Source organism: Kitasatospora sp. NBC_00070 (genome assembly GCF_045041205.1).
Classification (GTDB): Bacteria; Actinomycetota; Actinomycetes; order Streptomycetales; family Streptomycetaceae; genus Kitasatospora.
Genome location: NZ_CP108247.1, coordinates 3,370,312 through 3,392,323 on the forward strand (window position 1 = coordinate 3,370,312; position 22,012 = coordinate 3,392,323).

General features: G+C 73.0%; 18 protein-coding genes. 9 read left to right on the forward strand and 9 right to left on the reverse strand.

Going from position 1 to position 22,012, the window contains the following annotated elements; genetic code table 11:
- Positions 1 to 118: 118 nt before the first annotated feature.
- A complete protein-coding gene (locus OHV05_RS15665) occupies positions 119 to 1,033 on the forward strand; it encodes a hypothetical protein (RefSeq protein ID WP_405018216.1) in 915 nt (304 codons plus the stop codon).
- A 91-nt stretch (positions 1,034 to 1,124) separates the two neighbouring features.
- Here OHV05_RS15665 and OHV05_RS15670 read toward each other — a convergent pair whose 3' ends face one another.
- The 4 genes from OHV05_RS15670 to OHV05_RS15685 form a co-directional block, all read right to left on the reverse strand.
- Positions 1,125 to 2,378 (reverse strand): C40 family peptidase, encoded by a 1,254-nt coding sequence (locus OHV05_RS15670; protein ID WP_405018217.1) that lies wholly within the window; start codon positions 2,376 to 2,378, stop codon positions 1,125 to 1,127.
- 223 nt (positions 2,379 to 2,601) lie between these two features.
- Positions 2,602 to 3,672 carry a hypothetical protein gene (locus OHV05_RS15675; protein ID WP_405018218.1) on the reverse strand — a complete coding sequence of 357 codons (1,071 nt, stop codon included), beginning with the start codon at positions 3,670 to 3,672 and terminating at the stop codon, positions 2,602 to 2,604.
- A gap of 46 nt (positions 3,673 to 3,718) precedes the next feature.
- Positions 3,719 to 5,500, reverse strand: a complete 1,782-nt coding sequence (locus OHV05_RS15680; RefSeq protein WP_405018219.1) for a threonine/serine exporter family protein — start codon at positions 5,498 to 5,500, stop codon at positions 3,719 to 3,721.
- A 107-nt stretch (positions 5,501 to 5,607) separates the two neighbouring features.
- Positions 5,608 to 6,243 (reverse strand): DedA family protein, encoded by a 636-nt coding sequence (locus tag OHV05_RS15685; RefSeq protein ID WP_405018220.1) that lies wholly within the window; start codon positions 6,241 to 6,243, stop codon positions 5,608 to 5,610.
- Between the two features lie 112 nt (positions 6,244 to 6,355).
- Between OHV05_RS15685 and OHV05_RS15690 the strand changes: the two genes are divergently transcribed.
- Positions 6,356 to 7,285 (forward strand): cation diffusion facilitator family transporter, encoded by a 930-nt coding sequence (locus OHV05_RS15690; RefSeq protein WP_405018221.1) that lies wholly within the window; start codon positions 6,356 to 6,358, stop codon positions 7,283 to 7,285.
- Positions 7,286 to 7,515: 230 nt separating this feature from the next.
- On the opposite strand, the gene OHV05_RS15695 is transcribed toward OHV05_RS15690, so the two are convergent.
- Positions 7,516 to 9,840: a hypothetical protein gene (locus tag OHV05_RS15695; protein ID WP_405018222.1), complete on the reverse strand. Its 2,325-nt coding sequence runs from the start codon at positions 9,838 to 9,840 to the stop codon at positions 7,516 to 7,518.
- Positions 9,841 to 9,883: 43 nt separating this feature from the next.
- A complete protein-coding gene (locus tag OHV05_RS15700; RefSeq protein ID WP_405018223.1) occupies positions 9,884 to 11,788 on the reverse strand; it encodes an ATP-binding protein in 1,905 nt (634 codons plus the stop codon).
- Positions 11,789 to 12,092: 304 nt separating this feature from the next.
- On the opposite strand from OHV05_RS15700, the gene OHV05_RS15705 reads away from it, so the two are divergent.
- Positions 12,093 to 12,410, forward strand: coding sequence for a hypothetical protein (locus OHV05_RS15705; RefSeq protein ID WP_403038123.1), 318 nt, complete (start codon positions 12,093 to 12,095; stop codon positions 12,408 to 12,410).
- Between the two features lie 75 nt (positions 12,411 to 12,485).
- On the opposite strand, the gene OHV05_RS15710 is transcribed toward OHV05_RS15705, so the two are convergent.
- Entirely contained in the window at positions 12,486 to 13,652 is a 1,167-nt protein-coding gene (locus OHV05_RS15710) for a TetR/AcrR family transcriptional regulator (RefSeq protein ID WP_405018224.1), read from the reverse strand.
- A 204-nt stretch (positions 13,653 to 13,856) separates the two neighbouring features.
- On the opposite strand from OHV05_RS15710, the gene OHV05_RS15715 reads away from it, so the two are divergent.
- Entirely contained in the window at positions 13,857 to 15,014 is a 1,158-nt protein-coding gene (locus tag OHV05_RS15715) for an acyl-CoA dehydrogenase family protein (protein ID WP_405018225.1), read from the forward strand.
- Between the two features lie 122 nt (positions 15,015 to 15,136).
- Positions 15,137 to 16,777: a class I adenylate-forming enzyme family protein gene (locus OHV05_RS15720; protein ID WP_405018226.1), complete on the forward strand. Its 1,641-nt coding sequence runs from the start codon at positions 15,137 to 15,139 to the stop codon at positions 16,775 to 16,777.
- Positions 16,778 to 17,023: 246 nt separating this feature from the next.
- On the opposite strand, the gene OHV05_RS15725 is transcribed toward OHV05_RS15720, so the two are convergent.
- Positions 17,024 to 17,299 carry a hypothetical protein gene (locus OHV05_RS15725; protein ID WP_405018227.1) on the reverse strand — a complete coding sequence of 92 codons (276 nt, stop codon included), beginning with the start codon at positions 17,297 to 17,299 and terminating at the stop codon, positions 17,024 to 17,026.
- Between the two features lie 101 nt (positions 17,300 to 17,400).
- Between OHV05_RS15725 and OHV05_RS15730 the strand changes: the two genes are divergently transcribed.
- A complete protein-coding gene (locus tag OHV05_RS15730; protein WP_405018228.1) occupies positions 17,401 to 17,727 on the forward strand; it encodes a cupin in 327 nt (108 codons plus the stop codon).
- A 7-nt stretch (positions 17,728 to 17,734) separates the two neighbouring features.
- Here OHV05_RS15730 and OHV05_RS15735 read toward each other — a convergent pair whose 3' ends face one another.
- Positions 17,735 to 18,313 carry a TetR/AcrR family transcriptional regulator gene (locus OHV05_RS15735; protein ID WP_405018229.1) on the reverse strand — a complete coding sequence of 193 codons (579 nt, stop codon included), beginning with the start codon at positions 18,311 to 18,313 and terminating at the stop codon, positions 17,735 to 17,737.
- A gap of 85 nt (positions 18,314 to 18,398) precedes the next feature.
- On the opposite strand from OHV05_RS15735, the gene OHV05_RS15740 reads away from it, so the two are divergent.
- The 3 genes from OHV05_RS15740 (at position 18,399) to OHV05_RS15750 (ending at position 21,986) form a co-directional block, all read left to right on the forward strand.
- Positions 18,399 to 19,973, forward strand: coding sequence for an MFS transporter (locus OHV05_RS15740; RefSeq protein WP_405018230.1), 1,575 nt, complete (start codon positions 18,399 to 18,401; stop codon positions 19,971 to 19,973).
- Between the two features lie 283 nt (positions 19,974 to 20,256).
- Positions 20,257 to 20,547, forward strand: a complete 291-nt coding sequence (gene tatA, locus OHV05_RS15745) for a Sec-independent protein translocase subunit TatA (protein ID WP_405018231.1) — start codon at positions 20,257 to 20,259, stop codon at positions 20,545 to 20,547.
- Positions 20,548 to 20,714: 167 nt separating this feature from the next.
- Positions 20,715 to 21,986, forward strand: coding sequence for a hypothetical protein (locus tag OHV05_RS15750; protein WP_405018232.1), 1,272 nt, complete (start codon positions 20,715 to 20,717; stop codon positions 21,984 to 21,986).
- Positions 21,987 to 22,012 lie beyond the last annotated feature (26 nt).

Sequence of the window (22,012 nt, forward strand, 5' to 3'; positions counted from 1 at the left end):
TTCGTCAATCCTCGTTCAGTAATAATTAATTGATCGGGCACCCCCCTCGTGGAAGACTCCGCGTCGGCGATCGCGGAACAGCCGCGCCCGTCTACTTCGGTGTTCTTGGGGGAAGATCATGAAGGCATTCCTGTCCGCCGCCCGACCGCTCGGCCGGGTGGTCGCCGGCTTCGGTCTGGCTCTCACCCTGGCGGTCGGCACCACCGCGCTGACCGCCGGCGCCGCACACGCCCAGAGTGTCGGCTCGGGGTCGCTCAGCTTCAACGGCGACCCCGGCGACTACATCAGCCAGGGTCAGCAGCACGACTACTCCACCTCGGCGAAGGACCGGCTCACGGTCTACTCCAACGAGGACCGGAGCGCCGTCAGCGTCTCGGTCAACGGCTACCAGGGCAACTGGTGGAGCCTGGACCTGGCGGCGCCCACCGGGGAGCAGCTGCACACCGGCACCTACACCGGGGCCACCCGGGCCCCGTTCAAGGGTGCCGGGCCCGGCCTCGAGATCAGCGGTGACGGCCGCGGCTGCAACACGCTGACCGGCTCCTTCACCGTCAGCAACCTCGTCTTCGGCCCGCACGGCTACCTGCAGACCCTCGACGCCAGCTACGAGCAGCACTGCGAGGGCGGCGCCGAGGCCCTGCGCGGCGAGGTGCACATCACCAACCCGGTCGCGCCGGCCGAGCTCAACCTCGGCCTGGGCATCGCGGTCCAGGGCACCGCCAGCTCGCTGAACGGCAAGGCCACCGTGCACGGCACGGTGACCTGCAACAAGCCCGTCCAGGTCGCCGTCGCCGGACTGGTCACCCAGGTGAAGAACCGGGTGCTGATCCGGGGCGCCTACTCCACCTCGGTGAGCTGCACCCCGGGCGCGCCGGTGGCCTGGAGCGCGGCCGCCGACCCGACCGGGACCACCCCGTTCCAGCGCGGCAAGGTCGAGGTCACGGCGCAGGCCACCACCACCGACCCCGACTACGGGGTGAACGTCACCGCGAGCCAGACCACCGCGGTCGACCTGAGCAAGACCGGCAAGTAACACCCTCGGGGGGCAGCTGAGCAGGCCGGACCGGTCCAACCGGTCCGGCCTGCTCGCCGTGCGGCGCCGGGCCGACCTGCAAGGGGCGGGGTCAGGGGCGGCCGTAGAAGTCCGGGCGGCCCATGATCCAGAGGCTGGCCTGCTTGATCGCCGTGCCCGGGCGGGGGGCCTCGATCATCTGGTCGTCGCCGATGTAGAGGGCGACGTGGTGGATGTCCCGGGCGCGGCCGGTGTCGGTCCAGAAGACCAGGTCGCCCGGGCGGAGCTGGGCGTAGCCGACCGGGGTGGACTCGGCGTACTGGTCGGCGGCGAAGTGGGTCAGGTTCTTGCCCGCGCGGCGCCAGGCCATCATGGTCAGCCCGGAGCAGTCGTAGCCGGCCGGGCCCTCGCCGCCCCAGATGTAGGGCAGTCCGATCTTGGAGCGGGCGAAGGCGATGGCGGCCTCCGCACCGCCTGCCGACCAGGGGGACTCGGCCACCGAGTCGGCGGACGGACGGGCCGCGGCGGCAGCAGCGGCCTCGGTGGCCGCCGCTGCTGCGGCGGCGGCCCGGGCGGCCTCCTCGGCGCGGGCGGCGGCGAGCGCCTCCAGGGCCTCCCGGCGCTGCCGCTCCAGGTCCAGGGTGGTGTTGCGGGCGGCGGCCAGGGCGGTGAGCAGCTGCTCCCGGCGGGTGGTGATCTCGGCGACCTGGGTCTGCTGGGCGGCCAGCCTGGCCTCGGCCTGCTCCTTGGCCAGCCGGACGGCGGCGGCCGCCGACACCGCCTCGGCCTCGGCCGCCCCGGCCGCCTCGGCGGTGCGGGCGGCCTCGGCGGCGGTGGTCGTGGCGGTGTCCAGGATGTCCTTGGTCCGGGCGCCGACCATGCCGATGGCGGCGGCCTGGGCACCGATCGCCCGGGGCCCGTCGGCCCCCAGCAGGGCGTCCAGGGCGGAGAGTTGGGCGCTGGCACCCTGCCGGTAGGTCTCGGCGGCCAGCTCGGCGGCCCGGTCGGCGGCGACCACCCGGGCCTGCGCCGCAACCGCCGCCAGCGCTCCGGTCCGACTCGCCTCGGCCCGGGCCCGGGTGAGCCGGGCCTGCGCGCCGTTGTAGGACTCGACGGCCTGCTCGGCCTCCCGGCCGGCCCGCTCCAGGTCGGTCTGGGCGGCGGTCAGCCGGGCCTCGATCGCGGCGGTGTCGGCGGCCCTGGCGGTCTCCTCGGCCTGGGCGGCGGCGATGTCGTCGGTGCTGGGGTACGGCTCGTCGGCCGGGGCGGCGATGCCGGGCGCTGCGGGTGCCGCGCCCGCGACGGGCAGCAGGCCGAACAGGCCGGAGAGGGTGAGCAGGAGGGTCGGGAGGATTCTGCGAGCCACGGGGTGCCCCTCTCGCGACGGCTGACGGTGGATCAAATATCCCATCAAGTGATAAATCGGTCACTCGTTGTCATAGTTTCAGACCTGACGGTGGCTCAGCGCCAGGCCCACGCGGCCGGGCGGGTGAGATGTCGGATTGTCTGCCCCGTTCGGGCAGCGGCGCCCGGCGCACTCCGCCCGGCGGCCCGAGCGCCCCGGTCCGAGCGCCCGGCCGGACCGGCCGTCAGTGCGGGCGCCTGGCCACCGGGTGCGGCACCCGGGGGGCCGCGGCCCGCAGGCGCCGGTACGGGGCGTGCGGCTCGGGCCCGGCCGGTGCGGCGGGCCGGACGGCGTACGTCCGGGCCCGGCCGGCCCGGACCGTCCGGCGGCGGGCCACCGACGGTGCGGTCCGCTCGGGCGCGGCGGCGGGGCCGGGGACGGCCGGCTTGGCCCGGCGGTCGGCCAGCCGGGCGGAGCGGCGGGCCAGCGCCCTGGCCTCGTGGGCGTCCAGGTGCGCGGTGGCCCGGGCGGCCATCCGCTCGGCGACCCGGTGGGTCGCGGTGTGGTGGGCGGGCACCTTGTCGGGAGCTCCCGCGATCAGGTCGAAGAGCCAGGTCCGCGCGCGGTCCGCGCGGGCGTGCAGCAGCCGTTCACGCCGGACCGCCCGCGCCCTGCGCCGGGGCCGGTTGGCATACCGCCAGCGCGCCCAGGGGCTGGTCGGCCGGGCCAGCCGGACCGCGCCGATCCAGGACAGGCCGGGCACCATGATGCCGAGCAGCCCGGTCCACACCTTGCCCTTGAACAGCGCGACGATCGAGACCGCGGCGTTCACGCTGATCACCGCGACCAGGCCCCACCTGGTGTCCTGCCCGGGCACCACCCCGAGCGGCACGTACCCGGTCAGCAGCAGCCCGGTGAACAGGATGCCGAAGATCACCGCGTCCACCGACTTCCGGCCCTGGGCGCTCCAGTACACGTCGTCCAGGTGCAGGATCAGCGCGAACTCGTCCAGCACCAGACCGCAGCCGATGCCGAAGCTGAGGCCGAACCAGTCGCTCCACGGGGCCGCGCCGTTGGTGGCGAACACCCCGATCCCGCCGAGCAGCAGGAAGCCCAGGCCGAACACCATGTGGTGGATGTGCAGACCGCCGGGGGTGATGTTGCCCGGCCACCAGCGCACGTTGGCCCGGATCATCCGGACGCTGACCCGGATCAGCACGAAGGACAGGATGAAGCCCACCAGCAGCAGGAACAGCGGCTGTTTGTGCGCGGCCACGATGTGGGTCCGGTAGCCGTCCAGCAGGGCCTCGATCATGCTTCGTACCTTCGTTCCGTCCTGACCCCGGGTCAGTGACCGGGGGTCAGAAACCGCGGGTCCGCTTGGCCGCCCGGCGCGGCACCAACAGGTAGGGGGCGAGCCGTTCACCGGCCGTACCGAGGCCCCCGGTGCCCGGCAGGTCGCTGGGCATCTTCAGGAAGAGACGCGCGATCTCCCCTCCGAGGTTGACCCCGACCGCGAGGGCCAGCGCCAGCGCGGCGGCCCGGCCGACCTGCACCACGCCGCCGACGGGATTGTTCTGGGTGAAGGCCAGCATCCCGAGGTAGATCGCCGAACCGGGCATCAGCGGCCCGAGCGCGGCGGTCACGTACGGCAGCGCGGAGGTCGCCTGGTAACGGGCGATCAGCTGGCCGAACAGACCGACCAGGCCGGCCGCCAGCCCGGTGGCGACGATCGGCGAGACCTGCGCGTTGTAGGCCAGCACCCCGTACGTGGACCAGCCGATGCCGCTGTTCAGGGTGACCAGCGGCAGGATCCTGCGGTCGGTCTGCAGCAGCATCGCGAAGGCCGCGGTGAGCACCATCGCCGCCACCAGCTGCACCGGTGGGTGGCTGATCCCGATCAGGCTCTCGCTCGGATTCAGGTTCGGATCGAGCTTGGAGCCCGCGTAGAGCACCAGCATCACGCCGATCACGATGCCCGCGACCAGGTAGAGCACCTCCAGCAGGCGGGCGGCGGCGGTGATGTAGAAACCCGTCAGACCGTCCTGCACGGCGGCCACCAGGGCCCGGCCCGGCAGCAGCGCGAACAGCCCACCGGTGATCACCACCGAACCGCGCAGGCCGAGGTGGTTGAGCGACAGCACGATGCCGGAGACCGCGGCGGGCATCGCCGCCAGCACGAACTGGTAGAACTCCGGCAGCCCGCGCCGGGCGATCAGCGAGGCCAGCCGGTCACCGAGTATCGCCGCCACGAAGGCGTTGGCGAAGACCAGCCAGGCCTTGGCGTCCAGCTTGCCGCCGACCAGGAAGGTGGCCGCCCCGGCCAGCAGCCCGGTGGCCAGCGCGAGCAGCCAGCCCGGGTACGGGTGCCGGTTGCGGCGGATCGCGGCGAGCCGCCGGTAGGCGTCGTTCACCGTCAGCCGTTCGGCGGTGATGTCGGCGACCAGCAGATAGACGGCGGCCAGCCGGGTGTAGTCGGAGGTCCGGCGGCGGACCACCCGGTCGGCGGTGACCGGGGGTTCGACCAGCGACGGCTGGTAGGAGATGCCGATCAGCGTGAAGGTGACCTGCGGCTCGCAGTGGTCGAGGCCGTAGGCGTGCGCGATGCCGAGCATCGCCGCCTCGACGTCCTCGGCGGCCTCGCCGCTGGCCAGCAGCAGTTCGCCGATCCGCAGCGTCAGGTCGAGCACCCGCGGCACGTTCCGCTTCACCGCGGACTCGGGCTTCTGCTCCCGCTGGGTCCGCTCGTAGGCCGGCCGCTCGGCCATCGGCGTGCGCAGCAGGGTGCGCATCCGGTCCGGCCAGGGGGCCTCGCCCGGCGCGCCCTGACGGAGCATCGGGACCGCGATCCCGGTCGGCGGGCTGAAGCCGACCGCCTTCCAGACCTCGGGGGTCAGGGTGTCCTCGGGGTTCCAGACCGGCTCGGCCGACTCCACCGGGCCGAGCAGGCCCTCGGTCTGCTGCGGCGCCGGAGCCAGCGGGATGACGGTCTGCTGCTCGACCGGGGGCGCGGCCGAACCGAGCAGACCCTCGGTCGGCGGGGCCTCGCTCGGGAGCAGCTGTTTCCTCGGCACCGGCCTGGGCGGCCTGCCGCCCCTGACCTTCTTGCCGCCCCCGGGTCGGCCCCGGCCCCGCTTCGGCACTGCCGCTCCTCCGCCGCCCCGGTCCGCATGGTGATGGTCGGTCCCACCTTGCCTGATCGGAGGGCCGGATGCACAACAGCCTGGGGTCGGCCCGGCAAACCCTGGGGTCAGGCCGCCCGCTGCGCGGTCCGGCGGGCCCGGAGGAGTTCGACCACGACCGGGATCACCGACACCAGCACGATCGCGATCAGGATCGCCTCGATGTTGTCCCGGACGAACGGGATCTGACCGAGGAAGTACCCGAGCACGGTGACCCCGGCACCCCAGAGCACGCCGCCGACCACGTTGTAGACCACGAAGGTCCGGTAGTTCATCCGGCTCACGCCCGCCACGATCGGGGTGAAGGTCCGGACGATCGGCACGAACCTGGCCAGCACGATCGCCTTCGGCCCGTGCCGGTCGAAGAAGGCGGCGGCCTTCTCCACGTTCTCCTGCTTGAACAGCCGCGAGTCGGGCCGGCGGAACAGACCCGGGCCGACCTTCCGCCCGAACAGGTAACCGACCTGGTCACCGGCCACCGCGGCCAGCACGATCAGCGCGCAGACCAGCCAGAGCGGCTGGGGCACGAAGCTGCCGTCCGCCACCAGCAGCCCGGCGGTGAACAGCAGCGAGTCGCCCGGCAGGAAGAAGCCGATCAACAGGCCCGACTCGGCGAACACGATGGCCAGGATGCCGACCAGTCCGAAGGTGGAGATCAGCGTGGTCGGGTCGAGCCAGGACGGGCCGAGGGCGAGGCTGGTCACGGGCGGGGGCTCCTCAGGGCGGGCAGCTTAGGCAAAGAAACAGTAAAGCATTGGCCAAGTAAGCGGTGCGTGAGGGCCTGGATTCCCGGCAATCCGGACATACTGTCCGACTATGACCAGCAGCGAAGCCGAGGAGAGCCTCGGCACCGTGATCGTGGCAGGGCTCTGCAACCTGGGGATCGCGGTCGCCAAGGCGATCGCCGGGGTGGTCAGCGGCTCCAGCGCGATGCTCTCCGAGGCGGCGCACTCCTTCGCCGACACGGTCACCGAGCTGCTGCTGTACGCCTCGATCAAACGCGGCGCCCGGCCCGCCGACGACGCCCACCCCTTCGGCCACGGCCGGGAGCGCTACCTCTGGGCCCTGCTCGCCTCGGTCGCCACCTTCGTCGGCGGCGCGGTCTTCTCGGTCAACGACGGCATCCACACCCTGGTGGAGGGCGAGGAGCTGGGCAGCCCGACCCTCTCCTACCTGGTGCTCGCGGCCGCCTTCGTCCTGGAGGGCATCTCGCTGCGGCGGGCGGTCCGCCAGGTCCGATCCGAATCCGCCCGGCTCGGCACCGGCACCCGGCAGTACCTGCGGCACACCCCCGACACCGCCGTGAAGGCGGTCTTCCTGGAGGACTCGGCCGCTCTGGTCGGCCTGCTGCTCGCCTTCGGCGGCCTGCTCGGCTCCCAGCTCTCCGGCTCCGCCGCCTGGGACGGCGTCGCCTCCCTGCTGATCGGCGCCCTGCTGGCCTGGGTCGCGTACGTGCTCGGCCGGGACAACTCCTCCCTGCTGATCGGCCGCTCCCTCCCGCAGTCGTTCGAGGACCGGATCGAGCAGACCCTCCGTCAACAGCCGCACGTGGAAGCCATCCTGGACCTGATCACCATCCTGCACGGCCCCAAGGAGGTCCTGGTCGCCGCCAAGGTCGACTTCTCCGACCTCGCCACCGCCGCCCAGGTCGAACGCGCCTGCGACACCGCCGAACAGGCCGTCCGCACCGCCTTCCCGGCCGTCACCCGCATCTACCTCGACCCCACCCCGAGCCCACCCGCCTAGGCGAGGCGACTCGGACACCAGGGCTCGATCTGTGCTCCGGGCATCTACGGTCCAGGGGCTCGGGGAACTACGACGCCGGCCCTTGCAAGGTGATCGTCGCGTAGGTGGTCAGGCACTTTCGCATTGACACCCGCCAGCCACGAACCGTCGCAGTTCCCCGAGCCCCTGGACCGTAGACCCGGAGCGTCTGCAAACAGCGCAGCCCCGAACCCCTGACCGTCCTGCGAGAGCTAGAGGCCGTAACGCTCGACGATGTCCTGGTGGGGTTCCACGTCGACGCCGGCGGCAGCCGCGAGTTCGGGCCAGCTGAGCGGGTGCCGCCAGTCCTTGGTGAGGGTGTTCAGGATCGCGTCGGCCTCCGCCGCCGAGGCGAGCGGCGGCACCCCGAGTGCGGCGTAGACGCCCGGCAGCGCGTCGCCGGTCTCCGGGTCCATCAGCCGGTAGCCGTCGCCGCTGTGGGCCCAGACCGCGAACCCCGCGTCGGTGAGCGCCTCGCGGAACGCCACCCACTGCGCCGTCCCCGGCCAGACCCCGTCCAGCCACCAGGTGGTGAACCCGGCCGGGTCGAGCAGTGTGAACAGCTCGAAGGCGGGCCGCCAGTCCAGCCCCTGGTCCTCGGGCTCCTCGTTCAGCAGGGTCGGGCCGAAGACCACCAGGTCACCGTGGTTGAGCGTCAGGTCGTCGCCGAGCACCGAAATGATCCGGGCGGTGGCCGGGCCGGTGCGGATCGCCGGGACGTCCGCTGCGGTGCCGTTGCTGCGCCGGGCCCGGACGGTGACGATCTGCCACTCCTCGTCCACCGGGCCGCTGTCCTGCTCGAAGTCGATGCCGAGCAGGGCGCCGGTGGAACGGACCACCGCCCAGTCCCGGTTGGCGCTGGCGACCGTCACCAGCTGCCAGAGGTCGGTGCTCTGCACCGTGCGGTACTGGAGGTCGGCGGGCGTGCCGTCGGCGGGCAGCGCGTGCTCCAGCAGTTCCTGGTACAGCCGTTGGGCGGTGCCGTGGTCGCCGAGCCGGACGGCGGCCGTCGCACCGAGCCGTCGCGGGTTGATCCGGCTCGGGTCCTCGGCGATCATCGCCGCGCAGTGCTCACCGACCTCGGCCCACCGGCCCTCGGCGGCGGCCCAGCGGGCCCTGACCCAGTACGCGTCGGCCGGGCTGTCCACCATCAGCCGGTCGGCCAGCCGGCGGATGCCGTCGCCGTCCCCGGCGTCGATCAGTGCGGCGGCCAGCACCCGGGCCAACTGGTCGTCGCCCGGGTCGACTTCGAGCTGTGCCCAGAGCAGGTCGGCGGCCGCCCTGGCGTGTCCGAGTGCGCCGAGGGCTCCGGCCAGACCGACCAGCAGATCGGTCGCCGGGGTGACCGCGTACGCGGCCGCCAGCAGGTCGGCGGCCTGCTCCCCGGAGCGCGGGTGTCCGGTCAGCCAGTCCCGGAACTCCTCGATCGGCACCGGGAGTTCGGCCACCGACAGGGCGTCGGCGGCAGCCCGCAGCCCGGCCACCCGGTCGGCCACCCCGTCGGTGCGGCGGAGCAGCCCGAGCATGCGTTCACCGGTGGCGGCCAGCGTCCTGGCCACCTCCCGGGCGCCGCGCCGGACGGCCAGTCGCCCGGCCACCAACAGCAGGTCCAGACAGGGCCGGTGGGAACCGGCCGCCTCCAGGTAGCCGACCCAGTGCGCCAGCCGGGCACCCAGCTCGGCGTCGTTGGGGTGGGCGTCGGCCTCGACCAGCGCGGCCACCGCGCAGGCCCAGCGGTACCGGATGTCGGCGAAGTTCTCCGCCTCCCCGGGCGTCGGCAGCTGCTCCAGGGCGGCCTCGGCCCGACCCAGCGAGGCCAGCATCAGCGCCCGGCCGACCGCCAGCTTCCGCCGGTCGTCCTGGTCCAACTGCCTTCGGCCGGCCAGGAATCCGCCCTCGGCGGCGTCGTACGCGTCCAGCGCGTCCTGGTACCGGCCGAGCCGGTGGAGCGCGGAGGCCCGGCTGTGCCCGAAGGCCAGCGAGACCTGCTCGCCCGCCGCCAGGATCCGGGCCTGGGCCTGGTCCAGGTGGACCAGCGCGGCCTCGGCCCGGTCGTCGTCCTCCAGGGTGTCGGCGTACTCCCGGGAGAGGCAGTCGAAGCAGGCCCGGGCCGGTTCGACCCGGGCCAGGGTCTCCTCCAGCACCGCCAGCCGCTCGGTGACGTAGCCGGGGCCGTCGATGTTGGCGTGGCAGATGGTGAAGTCCTGGACCGCGCAGACGGACTGCGGACAGGACTCGGTCTCCGGCCGGTGCGCGAACTCCAGCAGCGACACCGCCTCGGCGAGCGCCACCTCACCCTGGTGACGCTTGTTCAGCAGGTTCTGCAGCCGCCAGTGCCGCAGGAAGACCTCGACCCAGGGCAGGTCGAGCGCACGGGCCGAGGCCAGTGCCTCCGGGAAGACCGCGTCCAGCTGTTCGTTCCGCCCCTCGACGGCGTGTCCGGCAATCTCCGCCAGTGCGGTGGCCAGCCGGTGCTGGCCGGACTCCAGCAGGCGGCCGTGGCTGTCGTGCACCCAGGCCCAGATGTCGGTGCTCATACGGTGTCCCCCTGGCCGGGCAGGCCCGGCCCGTTCGCTGCGGTCATCGGTCGTGCGGTCCGTGCTGGTCGTCCGGCGGCACGTCCGGTGCGGACGTACCTTCGGGAACGGCCGCCGTGAGCGCCGCCACCGCGGTGCCCACGCCCCCCAGCGCGGCGGCCAGATCCCCGGCGGCGGACCCGGCGGCCGCCGCCATGATCACCTTGAGCGAGCGGAGCAGCCCGGCCGCCGTGGCACTGCCGGTGTGCCCCGCCCGGTACGCCGCCAGCAGCTGCTGGACGGCGGGCGCGGTCAGGTTGAGGTAGAGCCTGGCCTTGACCGTACCGTCGGTCCGCGCGGTGAAGGCACGGGCCAACTGCAGTGCGGCGGACGGGATCCGGGCACCCGCCTGATCGCTCTCGATCCGCTCCTTGAGCTCGGCCTCCCGGTCCGGGACCAGCACCAGCGGCAGCCCCGGCGGGTCGAACCTGGCCGGCACCAGCTGCTCGCCGCGATCGGCGAGCGCCCCCGAGAGCCAGGCGAACTCCTGCTGGGGCAAAGGCCGTTCGGGATCGCGGAACAGCTCCCGGTTGCCGCTCTCGCTGCCCAGCTCGACCAACCGGCAGTCCCGCAGCGCGGCGTACCGGCGCAGGAACGGCAGCACCGCGTACCGGTCGCCCCGGGCGATCGGCACCTGCATGGCGCGGTAGAGCATCTCCTCGAAGCCACCGCCCGAGCCGAGCGCGACGTGCACCGCACCGGACCCGGCCGCCCGCAGCGCACCGGCCGTCAGCTCGCCCTGCGAGGTGGGCACCGGTACGTCGTCGGCGAGCAGGGTGAACAGCCGGTCGTCCACCAGTGCGGCGCCCAGCAGTTCCTGGCCGTGCCGGGCCAGGATCCGGCGCCAGGCGACCGGGTCCAGCCGGGCGATCTCGTACAGCCCGTCCACCACCGCGTCGGCGAGCACCCGTTGCAGCGCCCGGTAGTGCTCGTCGCGTTGCAGGTCCTCCCGGCTGGCGGTCGGGGTGAGCCGGTCGGACTCGATCACGCCGCCGACGAATCCGGCCCAGGGCGGCAGCAGGTCGCGGGCGTCCTCGGCCAGCAGCATGCCGCGCAGGTAGACCGCGAGGTCGCGGTTGTCGGTGGACCCGTAGCTGCCGCCGTCCTGCACCCAGAGCAGGCCGACCGCGTCGGTGGCGCCCTCCACCGGGGTCACCGGCAGGGTGGCGAGCGGCGAGAAGTGCCGGCCGAAGGCGGTCGCGAAGCGCATCCTGGCCTGCTGCGGATCCTCGGCCGGCTCGCCCCGCCAGGGCACCGGGACGCCGTTCACCGGCTGCTCGTCCTCGCCGACGTGGACCGGGATCGGGAGCAGCACGCAGTACCGGCCGAGCACCTCGCGGAGCACGGCCTGGTCGGCCAGCCGGGCGTGCTCGGCCTTCAGCAGCAGCTCGACCACGGTGCCTGGGGCCGGGCGGGGCGGCACCGGTTCGACGCTGTACTGCTCGCCGCCCCGGCTCCGGTAGCGGTGCCCGAGGGTGGGCTCGCGGTGCGAGGTGGTGGTGACGGTGACCTCCTCGGCCACCGAGAAGGCGGACAGGAAGCCCAGGCCGAAGGCGCCGATCAGGGTCTGGTCACCCGTCAGGTCCCGCAGCAGCCGGGTGTACCCGGTGCCCACGGTGGCCAGGTAGGCGTGGATCTCCGGCTCGGTCAGCCCGGCTCCGGCGTCCTCGATCGAGATCGTCCGGCGGGCCCGGTCGGCTCGCACCCTGATCGCCCCGGCGGTGCTGCCCGGGTTCTCCAGAATGCGTCGGGTATGTGAATCGTGGGCGTTCTGGACCAGTTCGCGCAGCGCCACCAAGGGGGTGGAGTAGAGGTGCGTGGCCAACACCCCGACCAGACCCCCGAGGTCGACCTCGGTCGTACGCAGATTCTGTTCCGGCGGCCGCCCGGACTGAAGACCTTCTGACATGAGGCCCAAGTCTGCCAGTAAGACAATCCACCTACTAGCTTTTTGTGCTTTACCGGTGCCCGGTCCGGACATTCCCGGCTCCGTCCCAGGTCGGACGGGGGGGAATTGCCCGTTCCGGGCCACTTCGAGAATGCCGGAGACCGCGTCGGCGGGCGGTCGTGACACGTTCGGGCGAACCGACTGCCGGAGCATTGAACTCGGCCGACCCTCTGGTGAATGCTGGTCATGCGACGTCAGGCAACGGCACGTTACGGGGAGGCCACCCCGGGCGGGCCACATTCGCACCAGTTACAGGGAGACCACCGTGTCCCGAATTCGCGCAGCCGCCACCGTCACCGCCCTCGGCGTCTTTCTGCTCCTCGGAGCCGGCGCCGCCCACGCCGACAACGGCGCGGGGGCCGCCCACGGCTCCAACAGCAGCATCGTGAGCAACATCGGCTCCAGCAACGTCGTCGGCAGTGTCAACGGCAACGGCAACGCGACCCAGCAGGCCGCCACCGGCTCCGGTGCGTCCAACCAGAACAACAACTCGGGGGTGGCCGGGAATTCCGGCGGTATCGGCGTGATCCAGGGCAACGGCGCCTTCGCCCACAACGTCTACTACCCCTTCGTGCTCTACTAGACCGGCCGCCGCAGCAGGCCGATCGGCACCGGGCGGGGCGGGTCCAGCACGGACCCGCCCCGCCCGGGCATTTGCTCAGCCCACCCCCAACACCGCCCGGGTGAAAGCCTCCAGACGCTCCGTCAGATCACCCCGCTGACAGCCGGGCCGATTCCGCACCCCGTCGTTGACGAGTGAGAACATCGCGTGCACCCGGATCCTGGCCTCGGCCTTGTCGTACTCCGGCCGCACCTGCCGGAGCAACCCGACCCAGGTCCGCAGGAAGTCCCGCCGGGCGTCGATCGCCGCCTTCCGGTCCGGCTCGGCCAGCCGCTCGGTCTCACTGACCGTCACACCCAGGTAGTCGACGTGCCGCCGGGCGAAGTCCAGGTAGGCCCGCAGCCCGCAGCGGAGTGCGCCGGCCGGGGTGTCCGCGCCGGCCAGCGCACCGGAGATCTCGTGCCAGAGCCGCTCCCGGCCGCGCACCAGGGTGGCGGCCAGCAGCTCGGCCTTGGTGTCGAAGTGCCTGTAGACGCTGGGCCCGGCGATGCCGACCGCCGCGCCGAGCTGGTCGGTGCTGACGTTGTCGAAGCCGCGCTGGTGGAACAACCGGGCGGCGGCGGCCAGCAGTTCCTCCCGCCGACTGTCGGCGACCAGCGGCTCGGCGACCAGCGGCTCGGCGCCCCCGACGGGCTCCGGCCCCGGGCCCGCCGGGTCGAACGGGGCGGCCAGCAGCGCGACGCCGAACTCGGTCAGCAGCCGCTCGAACCGCCGCCGGGGCGGGGCGAAGGTGTGGTACGACAGGCCGCCGTACGCCGAGAGCAGTGACCAGCAGAGCAACTCCGCCTCGGCCAGGTCGAGTTCGGGCCTGGCCCGGCCCAGCACCTCGGCCATCCGCCGCACCTCGCACCGCAACTCCCGGCGCAGCACCGCCCGCTGGGCGGCGGGCAGCAGCCGGGCGTCGCGCTGCCAGAGCGTCCCCAGGGCCCGGTGGTCGATCGCGGCGGCGGCCAGCCGGGCGCACAGCTCGGCCGGACCGGACCGGCCGGCCGTCACCGCCGCACGGAGCCCGGCGAGTTCGGCGCCGACCACCTGGCGGAGCAGCTCGGGCTTGTTCCGGAAGTGCCGGTAGAGCGCGGGGGCGGTGATGCCGACCCCGGACGCCACCTCGGCCATCGACACCTGGTGGTACCCGGAGCGGTGGAACCGCTCGCCGGCGGTCACCAGGATCTGCGCCTTGCGCCCCGGCGGACGGCGGGCCACACCACGCTCCGTCGTCACCCTCTCGCCCCCTGCAAGCGATCAACCACGGTCGTCGGTCAGGGTAGCAAGGATTCACTTGTCCGGCCGGGAGAAGCCGGGACGGCCGGGGGGCACACGAAGAGCCCTCCCCAGGATGCTGGACAGCGGAAGCTACCGCCGATTAACTTGACCAGCGATCAGGGGGCACCACGAAGGGAGCGCCGCGTGCGCCGCACCGTGTTCAACGAGGACCACGAGGCGTTCCGGGAGATCATCCGGGGCTTCATCGCCAAGGAGGTCACGCCGGTCTACGAGAGCTGGGAGGACGAGGGCCACCCGCCCCGGGACTTCTACCGCAAGCTCGGCGAGCTCGGCGTCTACGGCATCGAGGTGCCCGAGGAGTTCGGCGGCGCGGGCGAGAGCGGCTTCAAGTACCAGGCCGTGGTGGTCGAGGAGTGCGCCCGCGCGGGCGTCACCTTCGGCTCCTCCGGGGTGCACACCGGGCTGGTGCTGCCGTACCTGCTGGAGTACGCGAACGAGGAGCAGAAGCAGCGCTGGCTGCCCGGCTTCGTCTCCGGCGACATCATGACCGCGATCGCGATGACCGAGCCCGGCGCGGGCTCCGACCTCGCGGGCATCAGCACCACCGCGAAGCTCTCGGCGGACGGCACCCACTACGTGCTGAACGGCGCCAAGACCTTCATCACCGGCGGCGTACTGGCCGACCTGGTGCTGGTGGTCTGCCGGACCACCCCGTACGACCCGGCCGACCGCCGGGCCGGGCTCTCCATCCTCTGCGTGGACACCACCTCCGAGGGCTACGCCGTCGGCCGCAAGCTGAAGAAGATCGGCCTGCGCACCTCGGACACCGCCGAACTCTCCTTCACCGACGTCAAGGTGCCGGTCGCCGACCTGCTCGGCGAGGAGGGCAACGCCTTCGCCTACCTGACCCACAACCTGGTGCAGGAGCGGCTGGCGATCGCCGTCGGCGCGTACGCCTCGGCCGCCGCGGCGGTGCGCTTCGCGGTGCAGTACGTGAAGGAGCGCAAGGTCTTCGGCCAGGCGGTGGCCGAGTTCCAGAACACCAAGTTCACGCTGGCCGACTGCCAGGCCCAGGTGCTGGCCCAGCAGGCCATGGTCGACCAGGCGCTGGAGCTCTACCAGCAGGGCGAGCTGACCGTCGCGGACGCGGCGGCGGCCAAGCTGTTCTGCACCGAGTCGGCCTCCCAGGTGATCGACAAGTGCCTTCAGCTGCACGGCGGTTACGGCTACATCCTGGAGTACCCGATCGCCCGGCTCTACACCGACAACCGGGTCTTCCGGATCTACGGCGGCACCAGCGAGGTCATGAAGACCATCATCGCCAAGTCGCTGGGTCTGTAGACCCGCCCCACCAGCCCGGCGGGCCGACCCCCACGTCCCCCACCCCGCCGGGCTCCGGCAGCGGGCCGTTCCCCCATCGGCCCGCTGCCCACCTCCGTCCGCGCCGGCCAGCAGGGGACCCGATGCCACCTCGACCCGACGACTCCCACGCCCTGGTGACCCGGGCGCAGGCCGCGCTGCGCGCCCCCGGGATGCCCTTCGAGGTGGAGTGCACCCCCGAAGGGCCGCGCTACCTGCGGGCTCCGCGCACCCTGCGCGACCTGCTGGACGGCACCCTCGCGCACGGCGACCGCCCGTTCCTGATCGCCGGCTCCGCGCGCTACACCTTCGCCGAACACCACGGCGCCGCCGCCTCGTTGGCCACCCACTGCCTGGGGGCGTACGGGCTGCGCCCCGGCGACCGGGTGGCGATCGCGATGCGCAACCTGCCGGAGTGGCAGGTCGCGTTCTGGGCCTGCCAGTCGGCCGGCCTGGTGGCGGTGCCGCTGAACGCCTGGTGGACGGCGGAGGAGCTGGCGTACGCGCTGGACGACTGCACCCCCGCGCTGGTGATCGCCGACCCGGAACGGGCCGAGCGGCTGACCACCTGGGCCACCGCGCACGGCGTCCCGGTGCTGACCGACCTGACCGGCCTGCCCCGGGACGGCGTCGCCCCCGAGGTCCGGATCGAGCCGGACGACCTGGCCACCCTGCTCTACACCTCCGGGACCACCGGCCGCCCCAAGGGCGTCGAGGCCACCCACGCGGCCTGGTGCGCGGCCGCCACCGCCCCCCGGTTCTTCGCGGCCACCTCGGTGCTCTGCGCGGGCGGCGACCTGGCGGCGGTCCGGCCACAGACCGTCCTGATGACCTTCCCGTTCTTCCACGTCGCGGCCTTCACCACGATGTTCCCGCTGATGGCGAGCGGCGGCACCGCCGTCCTGATGCCGCGCTGGGACGCCGAGGAGGCCCGGCGGCTGATCGCCGAACACGGCGTCACCACGTACGCGGGCGTGCCGACCACGGCACTCGGGCTGCTGGACTCGGCCGACGCCGCCGGGGACCGGCTGCCCGGGCTCACCATGCTGAACACCGGTGGCGCAGCCGCCCCGCCCGGCCTGGCCGGCCGGATCGCCCGCCGCTTCGACGGCCGGGTCGAGGCCCGCAACGGCTACGGCCTGACCGAGACCTGCGGCGGCGTGCTGGCCAACCTCGGCGCCCGCTACCTGGCCCACCCCGACAGCATCGGCCGCCCCTCCCCCGCCCTGGAGCTCCGGATCGCCGACCCGGCGGGCCGCACCCTGCCCGACGGCGAGGCCGGCGAACTCCTGCTGCGCGGCCAGTCGGTCTTCCGCGGCTACCGCAACAACCCCGAGGCCACCGCGGCCGCCTTCACCGACGGCTGGTTCCGCACCGGCGACCTGGCCCGGGTGCTGGACGGCGAGGTGTACGTGCTGGACCGGCTCAAGGACCTGGTGATCCGGGGCGGCGAGAACGTGCACTGCATCGAGGTGGAGGGCGTCCTGACGGACCATCCGGAGGTCGCGGACGCGGCCGTGCTCGGGGTTCCGCATCCGACCCTGGGCGAGGAGGTGGCGGCCGTGGTGGTGCTGCGGGCCGGGGCGACGGTCGGGGCGGCGGAGCTGCGGAGCCACGTCGGTGGGCGGCTGGCGGCGTTCAAGGTGCCCACCCAGCTGGTGCTCAGGACGACGGAGCTGCCGCGCAACGCGACCGGCAAGGTCGTCAAGCGGCAGCTCCGGGAGGAACTTCCGGCCACGCGCTAGGCAGTAGCTCGGGGCTGCGCCTTCGGCAGGGCGTTCGGTTGCACTACCCAGGGGCTCGGGGCTCTGCTGACGTGCGGCTCCGCCGCGTGGGCGAGGAGATCGGCGTTCGGGTCACTGCGAAAGTGCCTGACCACGCACGGACGGATCACCTTGCAAGGGCCGGCGTCGCCCACGCGGCGGAGCCGCACATCAGCAGAGCCCCGAGCCCCTGACCGTAGAGCTGAAGCACCTGCCAAAAGGGCGGGGTCAGTTGTGGCTGGTCATGCCCGGGTGTTCGGCGCGCCAGGCTTCGAGGCCGGCCAGGGAGGCGGCTCGGGCCTGGTTGAGGGTGCGGTGCGCGAGCTCGGTGGGCGGGGTCTCCAGCTTCTGGACCCAGCCGCGGCCGGCGGACAGCAGGGCCGCCCCGACCAGCGCGGTGCCGGCCAGGCCGATCAGCGCGCCCGCCCCGGTGAGCACCACCCCGGCGCCCAGCAGTCGTCGGTTGACCTCGAACCCACCCATGAACTTCTGATACGTCGCCATGTGACCCACCATCGGCCGGACCCCGCCCCCGCGCATCCCGGCCGCCCCCGTTCGGGTTCCGCCGCCGGGCCGCCCGCCCCCGGGGCGGCTAGGGTCGCGGCATGGGTACGGGAATCGACCTGGCCGCCGTGGCCGAGGAGCACGCCGCCAAGGCGGCCGCCTCGCCGCACGGACGCAGCGCGCACGTACTGCTGCACGACGGTGTGCTGCGGCAGACCGTGATCGCGCTGACCGCCGGCACCACGCTGGACGAGCACAACGCCCCGGCCGCGGCCGGGCTCCAGGTGCTGAGCGGCCGGGTGGCGCTGACCATCGCGGGGCGCCGGGTGGAGCTGACGGCCGGTCAGCTCCACCCGGTCCCGCAGGAGCGGCACGGGCTGCTCGCGCACACCGACGCCGTGGTGCTGCTGACCACCGTCACCGGATAGCGGAGGCTCAGGCCAGCACCCGGGTACTGGTCAGCTCCAGCCCGCGCAGCACCTCGGCGCCGGTCAGCGACTGGGCCGGGTCGACCAGCCACTGGCTCACCAGGCCGGCCAGCAGGGCCTGGTGGAAGGCCCCGAGCACCACCTCGTCCTCGGTGTCGGGGACCTCGGTCAGCTCGGAGAACATCGCGGCCATCCCCAGCCGGGCGTCCCGCTGGACCGCCTGGAACGCCTGCTGGATCTCGGGCATGTCGTCCAGCCGGGCCAGCGCCTCGAACTGTGCCGCCCAGAGCCCCTGGTACTCGATCAGGGTGGCCCGGACGCAGTCCCAGGTGGCGACGAAGCGCTCGCGCGGGGACGCGCCCTCGGGCACCGCCTCGGCGACCGCCTTCTCGACCACGTCGCCCCAGCCGCCGATGGCCTCGATCATCGCGGTGTTGAGCAGCGCCTCCTTCGACCCGAAGTGGTAGCCGATGGCGGCCAGGCTCACCCCCGCGGCGGTCGCCACGTCCCGGGCGGTGGTCCGGCTGTAGCCCTTCTCGAACAGGCAGCGCTTGGCGCCGGCCAGCAGATCCTCTCGATTTCCCATGGTCGAAAGCCTACGCGTCCGAACAGACGATTGTCTTGCACATCCGTACTAGACAATCGTCTGACACATACGTATGGTTGCACTCATGACCGCAACCCACGGCCTCGCCGGCCGCCGCGAATGGACCGGACTCGCCGTCCTCCTCCTGCCGACCCTCGTCCTCTCGATGGACATGGGCATCCTGTTCTTCGGCCTGCCGTTCATCAGCAAGGAGCTGCAGCCGAGTGGCACCCAGCAGCTCTGGATCATGGACATGTACTCGTTCGTGCTCGCCGGGCTGTTGATCCCGATGGGGGCCCTGGGCGACCGGATCGGCCGCCGGAAGCTGCTGATGGCCGGCGCGGCCGGCTTCGCCGCCGCCTCGGTGCTGGCCGCCACCGCGGACGGCGCGGGGCAGCTGATCGCGGCCCGGGCGCTGCTCGGGCTGACCGGGGCGACGCTGATGCCCTCGACCATGGCGCTGATCCGGAACATGTTCCACGACCAGAAGCAGCGGCAGGCCGCGATGGGCGCCTGGAGCGGCGTGCTGATGGCCGGTGCCACCCTCGGCCCGGTGGCCGGCGGTCTGCTGCTGGAGCACTTCCACTGGGGCGCGGTCTTCCTCTGCGCCGTGCCGGTGATGCTGTTGGTGCTGCTCGGCGCCCCCGTGCTGCTGCCGGAGTACAAGGCCCCCCGGGGCGGCAGCTTCGACCTGCTCGGCGCGCTGCTCTCGGTCTCCGCCGTCCTGCCGATCGTCTACGGCATCAAGCAGCTGGCGGTCGAGGGCTGGGACCTGACGGCCGCACTGTCGATCGTGGCCGGTCTGGTGCTGGTCGGCCTGCTGGTCCTGCGACTGCGCACCGCCGCCCACCCCCTGATCGACCTGGCGCTGTTCCGCAACCCGATCTTCACCGGGGCCATCTCGGTGAACACCATCGCGATGCTGGCGATGATGGGCTTCTCCCTCTTCACCTCGCAGTACCTCCAGCTGGTCCGCGGCTTCAGCCCGCTGACCGCCTCGCTCTGGGCACTGCTGCCCAGCGTCGGGGTCGGTGCGGCGGTCGGCATCTCCGGGGCGCTGGCCGGGAAGATCCGGCCCGCGGTGCAGATGGCCGGCGGCATGCTGGTCGGGGCGGTCGGCTTCGGCATCCTGACCCAGGTCCAGGTCGACTCGCCGCTGGCACTGATCCTGATCGGCGCCGGGGTGCTGGCCGCCGGCAGCGTCAGCACCGTGATGCAGACCGCCGAGCTGGTCGTCTCGGCCGCCCCGGCGGACCAGGCCGGCGCCGCCTCGGCCACCTCGGAGACCGCCAGCGAGCTGGGCGGATCGCTCGGGATCGCGGTGCTCGGCGCCGCCGGTGCCGCGGTCTACAGCTCCCGGCTGGACGGCCACCTGCCGGCCGGCCTGCCGACCGAGGCCCTGACGGCCGCTCAGGACACCCTCGGCGGCGCCGTGACGGTCGCCACCGAGCTGCCCGCCGACCTCGCCGAGCAGCTGCTCGGTGCCGCCCGGGTCGCCTTCACCGACGGCCTGCACCTGGCCGCCGCGGTCGGGGTGCTCTGCCTGGTGGCCGGTTCGGCGGTCGCCTACCGCCTGCTCGGCAGCCTGCCGGCCAACCGCGCCGAGGAGATCCCCGAGGAGCAGCTCACCGAGGCCCCGCAGCACGTCCCGGCCGCCTGATCCGGCCGGCCGGCACCGCCCCGCACCCTTGGCCACGAGTCCCCTCGGGGGGCTCGTGGCCAAGCTCGTCCCGGGCCGGGGCGGGGTGTACCGCCCGGCCTGCGAACCCGAATCAATGGTCCAGACCACACCAAGGGAAAAGCGCACGTGAACACCTGGTTTTTGACCGATGTTTCACGGCCGATGTATACGTTCGCCGTATCCGCCAGGCATACTGGCCGAGGCCGGGCAAGCTCGCGCGGCCCATGAACAGCTAGATTTCCGAAGGGACCGGTGGTCAGGGATGCTGCGCAACGGTTTCGAACCCTGGCACCTCCTTGTGGTGCTGGCTGTCATCATCCTGCTTTTCGGATCGAAGAAGCTGCCCGACATGGCGCGCGGGCTCGGCAAGTCGATGCGCATTCTCAAGGCCGAGACCAAGGCCCTGCGCGAGGACGACGCTCCGGCGGCGGGCACCACGGCTCCGGCCGACGGTACGGCGCAGAGCACCGCCACCGAGCAGCCCCGACCGGCGGTCACCCCGACCACCGTCACCACGGCGGCCGAGGCCACCAAGACGACGGACAAGGCCTGACCCCAGCGGTCGGTCCTCCCGGGCCGCCGATCCGTCCAGGTGACGGATCGGCGGCCCGAGCCGTTTCCCGTCCCGGTCCCGTCCCGGTCGGACGGCGCGTCTGACTGGCCGTCCGAAATGATGTGTTATCTCCTGGTGTGCACTGCCCGCCTATCAGGAGGTGCCGGATGGCCGACAGCGACCAGCCCGCCGAGCTGGAGGAACTGCGCCAGCGGCTGGCCCTGTTGGAGGAGGGTGCCACCCCGCCCCGGAACCGGCACCGGGTCAGGTCCTTCTGCGCCGTCCTGCTGATCCTGCTCGCCTGCGTGCTGACCCCGCTCAGCGCCGTCGCCGCCTGGACCAACTCGCAGGTCGGCGACACCGACCGGTACCTGGCCACGGTCACCCCGCTGGCCGAGAACCCGGCGGTCCGCGCCGCCGTCACCGACCGGGCGACCACCGAGATCATGAAGCACCTGCCGGTCGGCACCCTGCTGGACGAGGTGACCCCCGATCAGCGGCCGCTGCTGAACGCCGCACTCGGCCGGGTGAGCAGCGCGATCACCGACGGGCTCACCGGATTCGTCCACAGCCAGGTGCAGAAGGTGGTGGAGAGCGACGCCTTCGTCACCGTCTGGGTCGCGGTGAACCGGAACGCGCACGCCGCCGTCGACCGGATCCTGACCGGCGAGGGCGGCGGCGCCGTCCAAGCCCAGGGCGACACCGTGACGCTCGACCTGGCCCCGCTGATCGACCAGGTGAAGACCCGGCTGGTGGCCGACGGCCTGGGCATCGCCGCGAAGATCCCGGAGATCCACACCGACTTCGTCCTGGTGCAGTCGGACGCCATCCCGAAGGCCAGGACCGCGTTCCGGCTGCTCGACCTGGCCGGGTTCTGGCTGCCGGTGCTGACCGTGCTCTGCGCCGGGGCCGGGGTGCTGCTCGCCGGACGGCGGCGGCGGGCGCTGGTGACCGCCGCCCTGGGCGTGGCCGCCGGGGCCGCGCTGCTCGGCCTCGGGCTGACCGTCTTCCGCGCGTTCTACCAGGACCGGCTGCCGGCCGGGGTGAACCAGGCCGCCGCCACCGCCGTCTACGACGCGCTGGTGCACTACCTGCGGAACACGGTGCGAGCGGTCGTGGTGCTCGGCGTGCTGGTCGCGTTCGGCGCCTGGGTGAGCGGGCGCGGGCGCTGGGCCGGCACCGTACGCGGCTTCTGGGAGGCCGGCTTCGGCGCCGTCCGGGGGGTGGCCGGGCGGGCCGGGCTGCGGCTCGGGCCGGTCGGCCGGTTCGTGCACCGGTTCAAGGGCTGGCTGGTCGGCGTGGTGCTGGCCGGCTTCGTGCTGGCCTTCCTGCTCTGGAGCTACCCGACCGGGACGGTGGTGCTCTGGCTCGGGGTCGGGCTGCTGGGGGCGCTGGCCGTGCTCGAACTGCTGGACGACCGGCCGGACGCCGGCGTCTGACCGGGGCGTGGACCCATCGGGAGAGG

Bases quoted from the DNA above. Each gene is read 5' to 3' on its own strand.
- OHV05_RS15665 (WP_405018216.1), top strand. From the start codon at position 119: ATGAAGGCATTCCTGTCCGCCGCCCGACCGCTCGGCCGGGTGGTCGCC.
- OHV05_RS15675 (WP_405018218.1), bottom strand. From the start codon at position 3,672: ATGATCGAGGCCCTGCTGGACGGCTACCGGACCCACATCGTGGCCGCG.
- OHV05_RS15690 (WP_405018221.1), top strand. From the start codon at position 6,356: ATGACCAGCAGCGAAGCCGAGGAGAGCCTCGGCACCGTGATCGTGGCA.
- OHV05_RS15695 (WP_405018222.1), bottom strand. From the start codon at position 9,840: ATGAGCACCGACATCTGGGCCTGGGTGCACGACAGCCACGGCCGCCTG.
- OHV05_RS15700 (WP_405018223.1), bottom strand. From the start codon at position 11,788: ATGTCAGAAGGTCTTCAGTCCGGGCGGCCGCCGGAACAGAATCTGCGT.
- OHV05_RS15720 (WP_405018226.1), top strand. From the start codon at position 15,137: ATGCCACCTCGACCCGACGACTCCCACGCCCTGGTGACCCGGGCGCAG.
- OHV05_RS15725 (WP_405018227.1), bottom strand. From the start codon at position 17,299: ATGGCGACGTATCAGAAGTTCATGGGTGGGTTCGAGGTCAACCGACGA.
- OHV05_RS15730 (WP_405018228.1), top strand. From the start codon at position 17,401: ATGGGTACGGGAATCGACCTGGCCGCCGTGGCCGAGGAGCACGCCGCC.
- OHV05_RS15735 (WP_405018229.1), bottom strand. From the start codon at position 18,313: ATGGGAAATCGAGAGGATCTGCTGGCCGGCGCCAAGCGCTGCCTGTTC.
- OHV05_RS15740 (WP_405018230.1), top strand. From the start codon at position 18,399: ATGACCGCAACCCACGGCCTCGCCGGCCGCCGCGAATGGACCGGACTC.
- tatA (WP_405018231.1), top strand. From the start codon at position 20,257: ATGCTGCGCAACGGTTTCGAACCCTGGCACCTCCTTGTGGTGCTGGCT.
- OHV05_RS15750 (WP_405018232.1), top strand. From the start codon at position 20,715: ATGGCCGACAGCGACCAGCCCGCCGAGCTGGAGGAACTGCGCCAGCGG.